General features: G+C 41.9%; 3 protein-coding genes. All 3 read right to left on the bottom strand.

The features are described 5' to 3' along the window. Positions 1–593: 593 nt before the first annotated feature. Positions 594–1,775 (bottom strand): NAD(P)/FAD-dependent oxidoreductase, encoded by a 1,182-nt coding sequence (locus RIV7116_RS25885; RefSeq protein ID WP_015121285.1) that lies wholly within the window; start codon positions 1,773–1,775, stop codon positions 594–596. Positions 1,776–1,931: 156 nt separating this feature from the next. Beyond that, positions 1,932–7,076, bottom strand: a complete 5,145-nt coding sequence (locus RIV7116_RS37215) for an alkaline phosphatase PhoX (RefSeq protein ID WP_015121284.1) — start codon at positions 7,074–7,076, stop codon at positions 1,932–1,934. Positions 7,077–7,743: 667 nt separating this feature from the next. Next, a complete protein-coding gene (locus RIV7116_RS37210) occupies positions 7,744–17,721 on the bottom strand; it encodes a choice-of-anchor I family protein (RefSeq protein WP_015121283.1) in 9,978 nt (3,325 codons plus the stop codon). Between the last annotated feature and the right edge of the window lie 79 nt (positions 17,722–17,800).

The following is a 17,800-nucleotide window of genomic DNA, read 5'->3' as shown; positions in this document are numbered from 1 at the left end:
GACTTACGCAACTGGCATATTTTTCTTGTAAGGTGCTGTGACACTTTGACTGATTATCAACGTAGTAATAAAGTTTGTATTGTCACGCACCACCCAAGCTTTGTGACAATTGTGTAAGTCCTGTCTTTGATAGATAAAGATATTTTGGGTATTATGATACGCCTTTGAAAAGTTTATACAAGGTAAATTGTTTACTTTTTAGTTTGCTTTTTATTTTTTTCCTATAGAAATAAGAGTTAATCTTTTTTAGTGACAAAAATCTTGGTATTTTATGACAGTTTGTAATCTGGAATATTTATATATAAAGCTAAATAAAAATTATAACTACATACTAAATTTACTAATTCTTCCGTCGGATTGATTCTATATTATTCCGAGAGACATACTTTTTATTTTTAAAATTGTAAACTGGGTTAGGAAGCCATCGCTAATTTGCACTGTAAATAAATACACATTCGTAGTGCGAGCATCTTGCTCGCACTATGCAAACCTCTCAAAGTTGATGTGGTGAAGTACTATTGCTTTTTCCTATTTGCTTTGAAGAGTGTATGGTAACCAAAAAAAATAATTCTACCCCCTCTCCCATCTCTTTCTCAAAGCTGATAGTGATGTAACCAATCGGAAAATTCTTTCATAGTCATTTCTTGTGGTTTTTCAAGATTTTCTCTTTCCAACCTCTCGCTTTCGGTTTCGTAGTAACGCATTTCACCTCTAGCGCTACGGGTTTGAATAATTTTTAACCGGGGAATGCGACGCTGTTCGTAATTAGCAAAAGCTTCATTTATGCTGGAAGCATTTGATAAGCAGTCTGCTAATACCCAAGCATCTTCAAAACTGCTGTTTGCTCCTTGCCCTGCTGCTGGAGCCATTGGGTGCGCGGCATCACCTAATAAAACAACTCTTCCTTGACTCCAAGAATCTAGCGGCAATCTATCGCAAATTCCTCCTTCCAAAATTCTTTCGGATGGAGTTTCTTCTACTAAGGAACGTAAAGGCTTTCCCCATTCAGCGATTTTATCTAATACGCGAGATTTGGCTTCTTCTTGGTTTGCAGAAAGAGAATAATCGGAAGATTTTCGACGGTAAAGCCAAGCAATCTCTCCGTTACCAACATTTAATAAATACATAAATTCCCTGTGTCCCCTAACAAAACCCATTTGCTCGGGACTTATTAATTCTTGGTTGTTTTTAATTACAGCCCGCCAAGACATACTATTTAAAAAACGAGGTTCATCATCTGCAATTAAATTTCTCCTGACAACAGATTTTATCCCATCCGCACCAATCAATAAATCAGCACGAACTGTTTTTTTACTACCTTCTTGATTCTCAAAATATATATCTACACCTTTATCATCTTGGGAAAAGCCAGTACAGCGATGATTGAGATGAATAATATTTGCAGGTAATTTTGATGCTAACGTTTGTTGCAATCGCCACCACCAAACTGTTATTAAAGGATAGCCATAATTATCTTCAAATCTACTAGCTGGACGAGTACGAATATTTTCACCTTGAGTATTTTTTAAAACCGTTTCTTTGACGTGACAGCTTAAATTTTTAATTTCTGCAACTATCCCAGGATGGATTTTATCTAATATTTTGGAACCATTTGGCAGCAAACCCAAACCACCACCAACGGGACGAAAATCTTGGGCTTTCTCGTAAACTTGGACGTTATAGCCTTTTTTGTGCAGCGCAACAGCACAAGCCAAACCTCCTAAACCAGCACCGATTATAGCTATTTGATCGAGCAATTTCGTGTTGGAATTCATGGCGAACAATAAATAATTATCCGTTAACAATTATCAATTATTTAGTTAACCATTAACAACTAACAATTAGCATAAAAAAACCGACTCCTAAAAGAAGCCGGTTAGGGGAACTTTAGCTAAACTGAAATACTACAATTCAACAGTTTTAGACTTTAATTACACGGTAAAGCTATCAATTTTGATAGTGATATCGTTAAAGTCTTGGTCACCACCATTGGGTAAATCTTCAAAGCCGAAGGTGTTAGCATCTAACATCTTGATGTGGTCGAAGCCATCGCTATCACTAGTACCCATGTAAGGTAAGTAGACATTCGCATCTCCACTAAGTGCTTCTTCCAAAGTTCCGTCAGCAATAATCATTGGCAGAACTAAAGAACCAGCTTCAAATTCAACACTTCCTGATTCTGTATTGTCATCGCTGGTAGAGAATCCAGGAGATATCAAGTTGTTTAAAGCAGTATTCAGGTAATTTTCGTCACCAACTGCTACATCACCAATGCTTCCAGTAATATCATCAACAGCGTAGAAGTAAACTTCGTTATTGAAATCTGCTTCTCTGCTAATGGTGTAATTTACTGTTACCTGACCGGATAAGTCGGTAAGGTCAATCATTTCAACTGTGTTCTCACCATCAACTACAGTTGCGATTGGTGTTTCGTTTAAGCTGTTGATTACTTCTTGAACGGGTGAATCAACAGGTGTGTCAACATTTAAGAATGCAAGTTGACCACCTTGAACCAAGTTTTGCTCTTCAATTACACCATCTCTCAAGCTGTGAGCTTGAATGTCAAACAAGAATAATTCGCCAGCTTCTTCACCAAACAAGCTGGAAACATCGGTAATACCGGAAGTTTCCCAGTCACCAATATCATCAGGGTCGCCATCTGTTTGACCGGCAGGAACTGCACTACGGTCAATTTGAGATACGCGATTTAACTCACCAGAAAGAGGATTTAAACGCCAAATAGAAGCTTCTTCTCCAGAAGTTTGACCAAATTCACCTGTAGAGCGGTCTTCCTGAAGATAAATAAAGCCATCATCAGCCCATTCTAAGTTGTCAGGGCTACGCAAACCAAAGTCAGGCCCTTCAAACTGTCCTGCACCTGCATCATCCCCATCGTAAAGGATGTCAAGTTTAGCAGTAATATCACCAGTAGCAATGTTGTTAAAGTCAACATCAATCTTGTAAGTAGTACCCCAATCGTCTGAAGGGAACAAACTACCGCGACCAGTGGAAGCCATTACTGCAACAGTTCCATCTTCTGGATTTGTTGCTACATCTTCAGGACGAGAGAATGCGAAAGCACCTGCATCTTCAGCCAACATATCCTGTTGAGCTTGAGTAGCAAATCCATCAGCATCGTAACCAAGTTCATCTTGTGAACTAGCAGTACCTGCTTGGCTGGGGTCGTAAATATCAATTTCAACCCAGCTACCATTACGGCTTTCAAAAGTACCGTTAAATTCTTCTGGTGAGGTTTCACCGCTATCAGCTTTCCAAGCGTAAACCTTACCATTTGCAAGACCGTTACGCTCTAAGAAGCTAGCATTTGCACTTCTATCTTTGGTACCAACGTACATTAATAGAGGCGCACCACCACGGTCATCACCGATAAGAATTGCCACGTTTTCGGTATTACCAGTATCTAACTCAGTAACACTTTCCCAACCAGCACGACCCATCCAAGGTACAGCGTACAAGGTATCAGTTGCAGTATCAACTACAAACTCTGTACCACCGTAGCTTTCTTCACCGGTGAAGAACATACCATCTTCTAAACCGATACCTTCACCAAATTGGTGAGCTTCCATGTACTGAGCGGAACATAGACGGTTCAAAGCGCCAAAGTCCAAGTCAGATGCTTCGTCTACAACTTCACCTTGACGGTTGATGATTGTATCGTAAGCTAAACCAACATCTTCTAATTCGCGGGTTTCTTTGTTGATGTCGAAGTAGCTAATTCTTGAACCAGTTAAGAAGGTTCCGTTTTCTAGTTGGTAAGCATAACCTTGAGAAGCTCTTAACTCATGGTTAGCTAAAACGCGAACGGTATCTTCATCTAAAGCAAAAGCACCTAAACCATCCAAGATACCGGGAGGTGTGTAAACCTGTGTTCCAGTGTTGAAGCTTTCACCCACTGTGAAGATGGGGTCAACGCTATAACCAGAACCTTCAACACCCTTCATCTGAGCGGGAGATTCAGTATCAAAACTGTTCTCTGGTGAAAGGTCATTAACTGTTTCAAGGGAATTTTCTAAGAATGCTAACTGACCACCTTGAACCAAGTTAGCGTCCTCTATAATACCGTCACGGATGCTGTGAGCTTGAACGTCAAACAAGAACAAATCACCAGGTTCTTCGCCAAACAAGCTAGAAACATCCATGATACCGGAAGTTTCCCAATCACCAATGTCAGTGGGGTCGCTGTCGGTTTGACCTTCAGGAACTGCATCGCGATTAATTTGGCTGACACGAAGTAAATCACCAGAAGCAGGGTCCAAACGCCAGATGGAAGCTTCTTCTCCAGAAGTTTGACCAAATTCACCTGTGGAACGGTCTTCTTGAAGATAGATAAAGCCGTCCTTTGCCCATTCCAAGTTGTCGGGGCTACGCAAACCAAAGTCAGAACCTTCAAATTGTCCTGCACCTGCATCATCCCCATCGTAAAGGATGTTTAATTCAGCAGTAATATCACCAGTAGCAATGTTGTTAAAATCAACATCGATTTCATAAGTAGTACCCCAAACATCTGAAGGGAACAAGCTACTACGACCAGTAGAAGCCATTACTGCAACAGTTCCATCTTCGGGGTTTGTTGCTACGTCTTCAGGACGAGAGAATGCAAATGCACCTGCGGTTTCAGCTAACTCGTCTTGCTTTTCTTGAGTAGCAAAACCATCAGCGTCATAACCTTCTGTACCTGCAAGATCGGGACGGTAGAAGTCGATTTCAGCCCAGTTACCAGTACGACTTTCAAAAGTTCCGTTGAATTCTTCGGGTGAAGTTTCACCGCTATCAGCAACCCAAGCGTAAACTTTACCGTTTGTAAGACCGTTGCGCTCTAAGAAGCCAGCACCTTCACTTCTATCTTTGGTACCAACATACATTAATAGAGGCGCACCACCACGGTCATCACCAATCAGAATAGCTACGTTTTCGGTATTTCCGGTATCTAGTTCGGTAACGCTTTCCCAAGCAGCGCGACCCATCCAGGGGACAGCGTACAAGGTGTTAGTTGCAGTATCAACTACAAACTCAGTACCACCACCTGTTTCTTCTCCGGTGAAGAACATACCATCTTCTAACCCAATACCATTACCAAATTGGTGCATACCAATGTATTGAGCAGAACATAGACGATTTAGACCACCAAATTCCAGGTCAGAAGCTTCGTCTACAACTTCACCTTGACGGTTGATGATTGTATCGTAAGCTAAACCAACATCTTCGATTTCGCGAGTTTCTTTGTTGATGTCGAAGTAGCTAATTCTAGCGCCAGTTAAGAATGTTCCGTTTTCTAACTGGTAAGCATAACCTTGAGATGCTCTTAACTCGTGGTTAGCCAAAACGCGAACGGTATCATCATCCTTAGCATAAGCACCTAAACCATCCAAGATACCAGGAGGAGTATAAGTTTGGGTACCAGTGTTGAAGCTTTCACCTACTGTGAAAACGGGGTCAACATTATAACCATTGAGACCCTCCATTTGAGCGGGAGAGTCTGTATCAAAGGTATTTTCCTCAGAGAGTTCATTAATTGTCTCAAGGGGATTTTTCAAGAATGCTAATTGACCACCTTGAACCAAGTTAGCATCTTCAATTACACCATCTCTCAAGCTGTGAGCTTGAACATCAAAGATGAATAATTGACCGGGTTCTTCACCAAAAAATCTGGAAACGTCAATAATACCGGAGGTTTCCCAGTTACCAATATCGTTGGGACTAGGGTCGGTTTGACCAGCAGGAACTGCATCACGGTCAACTTGACCAACACGAGTCAATTTACCAGTGTCGGGGTCTAATTTCCAGATGGAAGCTTCTTCTTTAGAAGTTAGACCAAAGTTACTTGTAGAACGGTCTTCTTGGAGATAAATAGAACCGTCTTTAGCCCATTCTAAGTTGTCAGGGCTACGTAGACCAAAGTCAGGACCTGCAAATTGTCCATTACCTGCATCATCGCCATCGTAAAGGATGTCAAGTTTAGCAGTGATATCACCTGACTCAATGTTGTTGAAATCAACATCGATTTTATAAGTAGTACCCCAATCATCTGAAGGGAAAATACTACCACGACCAGTGGAAGCCATTACTGCAACAGTTCCATCTTCAGGATTAGTTGCTACATCTTCAGGACGAGAGAAAGTAAAGGCACCAGCAGCAGCAGCTAATGCATCTTGTTGAGCTTGAGTTGCAAAGCCGTCTGCATCATAACCAAGTTCGTTTTGGATGCTGCTATCTTCATCATCAGAATCTACAGCAGAACCTGCTTGGCTGGGGTCGTAAATATCAATTTCAACCCAGCTACCATCACGACTTTCAAAGGTTCCCTTGAATTCTTCTGGTGAAGTTTCGCCGCTATCAGCTTTCCAAGCGTAAACCTTACCATTTACAAGACCATTACGCTCTAAGAAGCCAGCACCTTCAGTTCTATCTTTAGTGCCAACGTACATTAATAAAGGAGCAGCTGGACGGTCATCACCGATTAAAATTGCAACTTTTTCAGTATCACCTGTATCTAACTCGGTAACACTTTCCCAACCAGCACGACCCATCCAGGGTACAGCGTACATGGTGTTAGTTGCAGTATCAACTACAAACTCAGTACCACCATCTCTTGTTTCTTCACCGGTGAAGAACATACCATCTTCTAACCCAATACCGTCACCAAATTGGTGCATCTCAATGTATTGAGCAGAACATAGACGGTTCAAACCGCCAAATTCCAAGTCAGATGCTTCGTCTACAACTTCACCTTGACGGTTAATAATTGTGTCGTAAGCTAAACCAGAACCAACAATTTGGCGACTTTCTTTATCAATATCAAAGTAGCTGACACGAGCTCCAGGTATGGAAGCTCCGTTTTTCAGGGTATATTCGTAACCTAGAGAAGAACTAAACTCGTGGTTAGCTAAAATGCGAACGGTATCATCAGAAAGGGAGTAAGCACCCAAACCATCAAGAATACCAGGAGGTGTGTAAGTATTGATGCTTTCACCAACGGTAAATATTGGGTCAACTTCGTAACCATTGAGACCTTTTAATTGAGCTTGTTCGTTAGTGTCGAATGGAGTGTTTGCCATGAAATAAACTCGATTCTCCTCTTTAATGGAATTTATATTTGGTCTGGCAAATGAAATAATAAAAGTAGCTAAAAATACTCTTTAATTAAGCTACTTTCAGGTTTTACCAGGTTACGCGAACAGTTGCAGTTGCAGCATATCAGGAAGTTTTTAATCCGCTAATATACTGAAATACTATTTACAATTGTTTAATTTTTAAGTTAAGAAGTTATTTCCTTAGAATTATCTGAAGTTTTACAAATAAAAATTCGGATTATAAATAATCATGTTGATTTTAGATTCATGATGATTTGACTTATTTTATTTTTATTAAAAATGACTATTATTATCAGCTTCAAAAAACTAAAATTTTGGCGTTGCTGATTAAAAGTATGATTGGGAGCATCCAATTTCGCAAAAAGCCCATGCAGGTGGGCTTCGTTTTTGTAGCCGCACCCTTCCAGGGTGTCGGATAAAGTATTTGTTCAACATTGGGATGCTCCCGCATGATTTGCTTATATGCTAAAAAAAAATTATTTGGATATTCTCTTTGTAAGTTATTTTAATAAAAAAAACACCCAGCAAACCGCCAGTTTACTGGGTGTGAATAAATTAATAGCTTACTTTTTGAACTGGAGTTTATTTCTCATGTATTGATTGAGGAATAAACCAGATTCCGTCCTTTCAATTAAGCAATGCTGTTAATGGTAATAGTGATATCGTTGAAATCTTGGTCACCACCGTTAGCTAAATCTTCAAATTCAAAGGTATTGGTAGTGTCATTGAATCTAATGTGGTCGAAACCATCACTGTTAGCACCCAAGTATGGGAAGTAAACTTCTGCTGCACCGCTTAATGCTTCTGCAAAAGTACCATCAGCGATAATTACAGGAACAACGATAGAACCTGCGTTAAATTCAACGTTTCCGCTCTCTATATCACCGTTAGTAGTGGAGAACTCAGGAGAAACAAGCTGTTTCAAAGCTTCTTCGACGTAGTTAGCATCGCCAACATTAACTCCATTTACACTACCATTGATATCGTCAACTGCGTAGAAGTAAACTTCGTTGTCAAATGCAGCTTCTCGAGTGATGGTGTAATTAACTGCTACTGTTGGTTGAGCATCGAAACCAGTTAAGTCGATAGCTTCAACTGTAGTTCCATCAACTTCCTGAGTGATAATGGGAGTTGACGCTATGTCACCTAACACAGTATCTTCACGGAACTCAAGATTTTGAATCCGCATATCTAATTCTGGTGCAACATCTTCTTCACTGAAGGGGTTTTCTTCAGAGAAGTTTGCCGCTAAGAATTCAGCTAAAGCATCTTGTTCGGAACCATCGGGAGCAAAGGTTGCTGCACCTGTACGAGGATCTGTATCCTCTAAAGTTAAATCAACCCGATTTGCGCTTTCTCCTTGTGGGAAGGGATATCCATCACCACCAAATCCATCACCATCATCGTCATTAGCTAAGAAGCTTAAGGTTACAAGACGGAAGGTACGACTTGCATCACCCTGTAATTCGCCGTCTTTAGCAATTACGTCGATAACTTCGCCATCTTCATCGACAACCGCTAAGGATTGTACTCTATCGCCAGCAGGTAAGCTTTCATCAAAGCTGAAAGACAAACCGCTAACTTGTGGAAACTGTCCTGGTGTTTCACCGTCTCCGCTTGCTGCTACACCATGTTCGATGATAGCTAATAATTCTTCTGCACTCGCAGTTAATAGAGTTAAACCGTTGTTGAAACGTAGGGTATTCTTGATATCAACTTCAGAAATACCACCTTCTGGCTTACCTGCTAATTCGTTGGCTTCGGGAGCTAGGAATTCGGGTTCAGTGGAACCGGCTGGTGTAACTACTCTACCAATGTTATCACGGATACCACCACCGTTTTTGATGGAGATAACAACGCTGGAGTCAGTTTGTTTGGCGATCGCTAAGTTCGCATCAGCGGTTAAGTTACCCAAGTTGGTTTCTTCGGTACGAACGCTGCCTCTGGTTCCGTTAAGGAATGTATCAGTAACACCGAAGAAATTGCCTTCTAAGTCGGCGATTACTTCGCTCAAAGCGTCAGTAATTGCCACAATTTCGGGGTCTGGAGTACCACCTACTGCTGCAACACCAGCTTCGTCGGTTGCATAGGCACCACTAATGTTGGGGTCAATACTGGCAGGAATAATATTACCATCAGCATCAAAGTCAACTACCAAACGACCTACATATTTGTAGTTTCCGTCGGTGTTAACAACTGCAACTGGCTTGCCGTCAGCATCAGTTTTAACGATGGGGTATACACCTTGAGATGTATCACCATCTCTCAAACGGTCAGTAGAATCACTCAATAGAGTGTTAGAACCACCAGCCATGATGATATCTACATTCTTAAGCAAACCAGCCAATTGTTCTTCAATGGCGATTTGCTGCATGTGAGATATCAAGACAACTTTGTTGATATCGGGATTAGCTGCTAATAAGCTGTCTACACTAGCTTGAATTTCTGCTGCTAAAGCTGCAATATCTTCTGGATTTTCAGGTGAAATTGTCACACCTTCAGGAGAAGAAATACTAGCTAAAGTAGGAGTAGTTGCACCAACTACACCAATTTTTTCACCGTTAACGGTAACGATTGTGTTACCAGCGATTTTTCCAGCAATATCGCTTGCTTCTTGCCCGTCAGGAGTAACTAAAGGTGCTAAGTTCGCATCTGTGCTGGCATCAAGGTTGGAACTGAGATAAGGGAAGTTTGCACCGGGATATGCTTCATCAGGAGCAATCACGGAAGCGATAAACTCAGTACCTAAATCAAACTCGTGGTTTCCTAAAGCAATTGCTTGGAATCCAAGTTCGTTTTGAATAATGATGTCAGAACGACCTTTACCTTCTTTACCCAATAAATCAGCTAAGGATTCGTCTTCAGAAGCATCTAGGAAGATACCGGGGATATAAGCATCGCCGGAAGATAGAGTTAAAGTATTTTCGTAATCTACAATACCATCTCCGTCTGCATCTTCATTCTTCAAAGCGTTGAGAACTGCTGAGAAGTTTGGTGCATCTTCTAGTGCGGGAATTCCACCTTCTTGGTCTGCGGTGTGGAGCAGTTGTAAGGTAAAGTCGGAAACCGCAATATCATAAAGTGTAGTGGTATTGCTGACTTCATTTGCAACAGCCAACATTGCTTTACCGTTGGGGCTATCTTCAGCCGCGATAAATTGCAAACCTTCAGGAGCAATATCGCCTTCGGTACGAATGTACTGGTTAAATACAGGTGCGCTGGGATTGCTGAGATCGTATACTAATACGCCACCACCTGCACGTTCTAAACCAATGAATCCGTAGGGCTTACCATCTACCATTCCTACAGTTACAGATTCAGGTTCTGCACCTTTATCATCGGAGCGACTATCAAAATCATCAGGATCGCCGTTGTTAGCGTTGAAGAATTCGGGAGTTTGAGATGCAGTAATTTCAGCAATTTGGTCGCCGCTATCAAATACCAAGTTACCAACTCCATCCCAGATAGAGAAGGAACGGCCACCATAGCTGAAGATTTGGTCTACATCACCATCTCCATCATAATCGCCCAAAGTAGTAGTAGTTTTGAGGCGACCGAGATTTTCATCTTGTTTTAAGTTCGCAGCGTCGGGATAAGCTGTGGGATCGAGAACTATTTCATCATCACCAACTCTTGCTTCTTCGCTGAAGCCATCGTAATCTCTGGCATCACCTTCATTAGCTGTAATGTAGTAGGTCTTACCATCTACTTCAAAGCTAGAGATTGCATCGGGTTGATACAATCCCAAAATGGGGTGATTCTTAATATCAATTTCACCGTCTCTGTTGCTGGCATCGAGTTGATTACCTTCTGGGAAATCGATAATTCCCAATACAACTGGTGTGGGGTTGGGATTTATAGGAACTGTTCCGTCAACGGGGATATCGTTATCAAGTAAACCAAAGTCGTTATCGTTGAGAACAGCCAAACGACCATCAGGTAACATGGTTAAACCTTCTGGTTTATCTCCTGCTTGATAACCAATGGAAGGTAGGTTAGTTACTTTGGTTTTCTCAACAGGATTAATATCTTGAGCTACTAACTCATCAGCGGTGTGTTGTTCAAGAGTTTTACCAGCCATCAACGCGGGAGCATCTGCCGCTAGTAAATTGGTTGCACCTGTGAGGTCAATTTCAAAAATGAACTTCTTGGCATTTTCACCAACTGCTGAATCGCGTTCGATAACCTTAAATTTACCGTCACCTACGTAAACAGCATCACCAATTTTATCAACACGTCCGCCGTCACGAACTGCGGGATCTTCGAGTAAGTAAACGTATTCGGAAACGGGATTACCTGTAGCAGGATCAATTCCTAAGATGCGAATCACATCGGAATTATCAGAAGCGTCGCGGTCTGGATTAGCTAAAGGTGTCTGGATGAATGAGTAGAGTATTCCATTGTCAGTATCCAGAGCTACAGCTTCAAAACCACGGTTGGGACGACGGCTTGAATATTCTGCTGGTAGGGTTTCTGAACCGAAAGTACCTGCTGGTTGACCGCCTAAATCACCTGTTCCTTCTGGTACGAAACGGTTGATTAATTTACCAGTAAAATCGAAGTTGTAAATAGCAGGACGGTATTCGTCAACCATCCAGTAGCTACCATCGGCAGGGTTAATTACAACACCTTCCAAGTCAGCACCAAATTCGTCATAACCGAGTAGATTACCGAACAAATCTACAGGCTCTTCATCGACTCCAGGAATATTGGGAAGACCAGTAATAGGAGTTCCGTCTTGTCTGGTAAGTCCAATTTGTCGGAGGTTTTCAATCGCACCAGTAGCTTCGTTGAGTTCAAAGGTAACTACCTGGGCTTGATAATCAGGTAGAGCAAAAGGACGCTCGTTTGCATCATCACCATCTACATCAGAGGAATTACCGTTGGGTCCTCTATCGGGAACGGTAACAAACTTTAAGTTACCATTTGCTGCAATCCCATCGTAGTGAAGACCGGATAAACCACCTAAAAGAATATCTTGTCCTGCGGTTGTTTGAGTAGAATCTTCGGGGTTTGTTGTAGCAGTAGTTCCTAAAACAGGTAAGTTAGAGAACTCATACTGTGTAAGAGTTGGTTGACCTTTGCTGTGGTCTTTTACACCTAGAGGTAGAACATCAGCGACAGTAGCAGTTTCAATGTCTACAACAGCGATCGCATTGTTTTCTTGAAGAGTAACAATTGCTGTGGAACCATCTGCGGAAACTGCAATGTATTCTGGTTCTAAATCTTGAGCAACAGTAGCATTAGGTCCAAAGATGCGAACACCTTTGTTAATTAACGCTTGCTTTTGGTCGTTGAAACCAGCAAAACCAGCAGTCATAACGGTAGCACTACCAACACCACCGGAAATATCAACAATACTGATAGAACCTTCTGGATCTACAGTGTAATCATCGTTAGGTTCGCCTTCGTTTGCTACGATTACCTTCATTCCATCGGGGGTGAAGGTGAGCATATCGGGAAGCGCACCAACTTCAATCGAATTTTGTAATACGCCGTCAGTGTTGTAGAAAGCAACTACACCGTTATCTTGTGCGGTATTCGCTTCAACTGCTACAGCAACTATACCGTTGTAAACTGCAACACTGTTAGCACCACCACCGACAAAACTACCGATAGTACTTAAATCAATTTCACCAAACTTCGTAGGGTTGCTAGGGTTGCTGATATCAATAATTTCAACAGTGTCACCAGTAGTTACAAACAACCGTTGGGTAGTTGGATCGTGTGCAACAATTTCCGCGCCATCTTCACTGGTATAGGTACCGATTTGACTTAGATTAATTTTGTCAGTAGATGTGGATTTAATATCAGCTGTATCGATCGTACCGTCGTTGAATTCTAAAAACTCAACATTGGTAAGTGTATCGGTGTTGCTACCAACTTTGATTTGATCGCCTATTCTTTCAATATCAAAATCAGTTCGGTTGCCGTCATAAGTAACGGTATCTATACCTTCTCCACCATCTATCTGGTTGTCACCTTGACCACCTACAATTGTATCGTCTCCAGGTCCAGCATTTACTATATCGTTGCCTGTACCTGGATTAATTGTGTCATTACCGGCTCCTGCATCAATGAAATCATTGGTGTCATTACCAGTAATTGTGTTATCACCATCATCTCCGGAGAATGTATTATCGAAAATCTCGTAAAGTGTGGTGGTGTTGCTTACTTCGTTAGCTACAGCCAACATTGGTTTTCCGTTAGGACTTTCGTCAGCAGCAATAAACTCTAAACCTTCAGGAGCAATATCGCCTTCGGTAGTGATGTACTGTTGAAATTCAGGTTCACTGGGGTTGCTGAGGTCATAAACCAATACACCACCAGTACGCTCTAAACCGATGAATCCGTAAGGCTTACCCTGTACCATTCCGACAGTTACAGATTCGGGTTCAGCGCCTTTATCGTCGGAACGCTCATCAAATTCTTCTGTATCACCGCCGTTAGCGTTGAAGAGTTCGGGAACCTGCTCTGCTGTAATTTGAGCAATAGCATCTGCGCTATCAAATACTAATTCACCTTTATCATTCCAGATAGAGAAGGAGCGACCACCGTAGGAATAAAGTTCATCAAAATCTCCGTCTCCGTCGGTGTCACCAAGAGTATTGGTGATTTTCAAGCGACCGAGATTTTCGTCTTCTTGAAGTTCAGCAGCATTGGGGAAAGCAGTTGGGTCAAGTGTGACATCCTTGATTCGTTCTTCTTCGTTGAATATATCGCCTTCTTCTGTAATTACATTACCGTCTGCGTCCTCAATGTCTCCATCTGGACGGATGCGGGCATCACCTTCGTTTGCAGTAATGTAATAAGTATTACCGTCTACCTCGAAGCTATTAATTGCATCGGGTTGGTACATTCCAAAGACGGGCCAATTTTGGATGTTAATTCCGTCGTCTCTATTGCTCGCATCAATACCGTTTCCTTCAGCGTTGTAGTCTTTGAAGCCAAGAGGTTTGATAGCTTCTACAGTTGCACTAGCAATATCAAGAACTGCAACAGCGTTGTTTTCTTGTAGAGTTACAAATGCTTTTGTTCCGTCGGGAGAAACTGCAATGTATTCTGGTTCCAAATCTTCAGCGACTGTAGCATCAGTACCGCCTGCTCTTTCACCAAAGATTCTTACACCGTCTGCTTTTAAAGTTTCTAAATCATCGTTGAAACCAGCAAAACCAGCAGTTATAACGGTAGCACTACCAACACCACCGGAAATATCAACAATACTGATAGAACCTTCTGGATCTACGGTGTAGTCGTCATTGGGTTCCCCTTCGTTAGCTACGATTACCTTCATACCATCGGGGGTGAAGGTGAGCATATCGGGAAGTGCCCCAACTTCAACGGAATTTTGTAATATGCCGTCAGTGTTGTAGAAAGCAACTACACCGTTATCTTGTGCGGTATTCGCTTCAACTGCTACAGCAACTATACCGTTGTAAACTGCAACGCTATTGGAACCACCACCGACAAAAGTACCGATGGTACTTAAATCAATTTCACCAAACTTAGTAGGGTTGCTAGGGTTGCTGATATCAATAATTTCAACAGTATCCCCAGTAGTTACAAACAACCGTTGTGTTGTTGGATCGTGTGCAACAATTTCCGCGCCATCTTCACTGGTATAGGTACCGATTTGACTTAAATTAATTTTATCCATGTTCTCTTTAGAAAATGACAAACTTGCAACTAACGGATCGTGGTCGCTGGCTTTTTCATCAGTATCGGCAAATTCTGAGTTGACATGTACGATATCGAACTCTGCCGTATCCGTTAAGTTATCACTAACTAAAATATGATCCAAGGATTGTGAGTTACCTTGGAAAATAAAACTGTAACGCTCATCTTCTGAAACAGTTTCAGTCAAGTTTGTCAAGCTATCTGCCAAGGTTTCTACCGGAGAGACGAATTCAAATTCGTTTAAATCTCCGAGTACAACAACGTTAGCGTCAGCGTTTTCCTCTAAAATTCCATCAACATAACCCTTAACAGCTTGGGATTGTGCTTGGCGTTCATCAAGGCTGCCGTTGACTGCTACTTCTTCTTGCCGCGCTTCAAAAGGTTGCTCTACACCTAAGATAGGACTACTACCACCTTTGGATGAGAAGTGATTGTTAACAACGGAAACTTCTTCACCATTGAAGGTGAATTTCGCAACTAAAGGTAAGCGGCTACCGGCAAAACCATCGCCTTCAATTGTTTCGACTGAACCATCTACTAAGTCTACGCGGTTGGTATTGTAGAGGAAAGCAGTACGAATATTGCCACCTGGTTGACCGCCACTAGTATTATTACCGATGAAGGTGTTGTCGATAAAACTGTATGTAGGGCCACCAGCAGCAGCGATCGCATCAACCAAGTCTTGCAAAGTTTGATCGGCGGATGTTACACCATCATCGCCAGAACCGCTATTATCCTGAATTTCCTGCAAACCAATGATGTCAGGAGTTTTCAAGTTATTGACGATTTGGGATGCAATTGCATCAAATCTTCCATCTGCTACATCTGTATCCCCATCACTATCATTGGGGTCAAGATTCAGAACGTTATAGCTAGCAACTGTCAGCTTATCTGCATTACCTTCGATAGCTGTAGTTTCTGGTTCGATGGTAGAATCTACCACATTTGCGGTAAAGTCCTCAGTTGGATAAATCTCGAAGTTACCGAAACTATAACCAACAACCCCCGTAACGTCTCCTAATTTTGCACCAACATTTACTTCAGGAATATCAAATCCCGAAATATCCGAATCTGTATCAATTTGGACTTTTTCGGGGTTGAAGTCATCGGGGCTGATATTAAGCGTACCTCTTTCGCTAATTCCAGTTGCACCATTACCGTTATCTACAACAGTGAAAATTTCCCCAAAACGATTAGTAGGAGCAACAGCAGCTGCATCTTGCGCTGTTACTCGCATTCCTTCTATTGACTCGAAGAAATCAATCCCATCAGTTTCGGGTTCAAAGCTAGCAAAAGCATCATCATCAATATTTTCGCTAGGAGGTACTCTACCACCAGCACCAATTATTGTTGCTGCGGGAAGAGCATCTACGCTATAAACTACGTTTACGGTAGGACTTCCACTAATTTGAGTAGTGGAAAGATTTCCAGTACTTTCTCCTCCAGGGAAAAATTCGCTAACTGTACCGGTGACTTCTACATGATTACCAACTTCGACTGTAGGATTAGAATCAGTGAAAACAAAAATCGCGTCGGAAGTTGCATCATTATCATCTCCTGTAGCGTCTTGGAGATAAAAACCGTCGTCATCTACTGCGGTAACGACACCTAAGGTGGTTACTAATTGATCTACAAGTGGTGATGTGTGAGACTCTCCTTGGATTTCGTAAATCTTAGCTGGGGTAGGTGTAGGGGTATTAGTTATCGTTCCACCAGGTGAACCCACATCACCACCACTATTACCACCTGCTGCAAAACTCATATAACCGCTACCCGCAGGAGTCGCACCACTTTCAGTACTCAAAGCCCAGTTAGTACCAACATTATTATCTGCACTTAAATCAGTTAGATAAATTGAAGCTGAACCATTATCACTAGGCCAAACTGTACCATCGTCGTCGAACTCAACGGTATCAATAACATTAGCAAATGTAGCTTCGTCACCACTATAGTCAGTAAAATTACTCCACAAACTGACGCGATCGCCACCATTGTTGAGCCCCATTGCTCCCCAATTGGTAACGCCAATTAAGTTAATCCCAGTTCCCCAAGCTGCTTCAAAATCAGCTACGGCTACATCATCGACATTATAAAGAATTGCAGTTTCACCGGCAGCAATTGAGCCACTAGCAATATTGGCTGCTGTTTGAAAACTATTATTACCGTCATCAATTACATAGCCGGAAAGATCGGCAGTAGAACCTCCAGCGTTGTAAACTTCTACCCACTCCCAATCATCTTCACTGCTGTTGGGGTTATACATAATCTCGGAAATTACGAGATTAGCAGGAGTTGGAGCAGTATCACCTTCAATCAAAATATTTTGGAAAGCAAAAGCTTCGCTACCACCATTTGTCTGAGCAGTTAATGTCAGAGCAAGAGTAGAACCTGTACCTGTAATGGGAGTGGTAAGGGTTTGAAGATTGTTTGACAGAGTAGTACCATCCACCTTCATTGGATCGTCCAATGTAAAGGTATCCCCATCAGCAAGAGTATAGGTAAAACTATCAGCTTCATCAGCGCTTCCGGTAAAAGCTGTATTTACAGTACCCCCATCGATTTGATAAGTCCAGGAAAAGGAGTCATCTGCTTCAAAATCACCCATCGCCCCTGTATCAATTGATAGGCTAAGGTTGCTAGCACCACTAATATCAAATTCCCAAACAGCATTAACTGCTCCGGTGTTGTCGCCATTCTCGGTATCAGTAGCCCCAAAGAATGCATCAGTATTGGTTTCGGGAATAATTCCTAAATTATCAGCAGGAAAGCCCACTGCACTATCATCAAGAACTGAAAAGGGAATGCTTGTTGAAACTCCGCGTTGAAACTTACCGAAACCGTCTCCAGCACTAGAGAAAGTTGGAGAATTGTTTGTAAAACTGGTCAGATTTTGACTGCTACTGTTACGCAAGTCAAAAGCAATATTAGCCATATATTTCAGATATAAGTGAAATGGTCAAATAAGTTAATAGAGATGCAATTGGTAATTGCCCTGACAAAAATTCTGAGTC

The sequence above is a fragment of the Rivularia sp. PCC 7116 genome, from assembly GCF_000316665.1.
GTDB lineage: Bacteria > Cyanobacteriota > Cyanobacteriia > Cyanobacteriales > Nostocaceae > Rivularia.
Note: the sequence above shows the minus strand (reverse complement) of the source record. Positions and strands in the feature narration are given on the sequence as shown.

Bases quoted from the DNA above. Each gene is read 5' to 3' on its own strand.
- RIV7116_RS25885 (WP_015121285.1), bottom strand. From the start codon at position 1,775: ATGAATTCCAACACGAAATTGCTCGATCAAATAGCTATAATCGGTGCT.
- RIV7116_RS37215 (WP_015121284.1), bottom strand. From the start codon at position 7,076: ATGGCAAACACTCCATTCGACACTAACGAACAAGCTCAATTAAAAGGT.
- RIV7116_RS37210 (WP_015121283.1), bottom strand. From the start codon at position 17,721: ATGGCTAATATTGCTTTTGACTTGCGTAACAGTAGCAGTCAAAATCTG.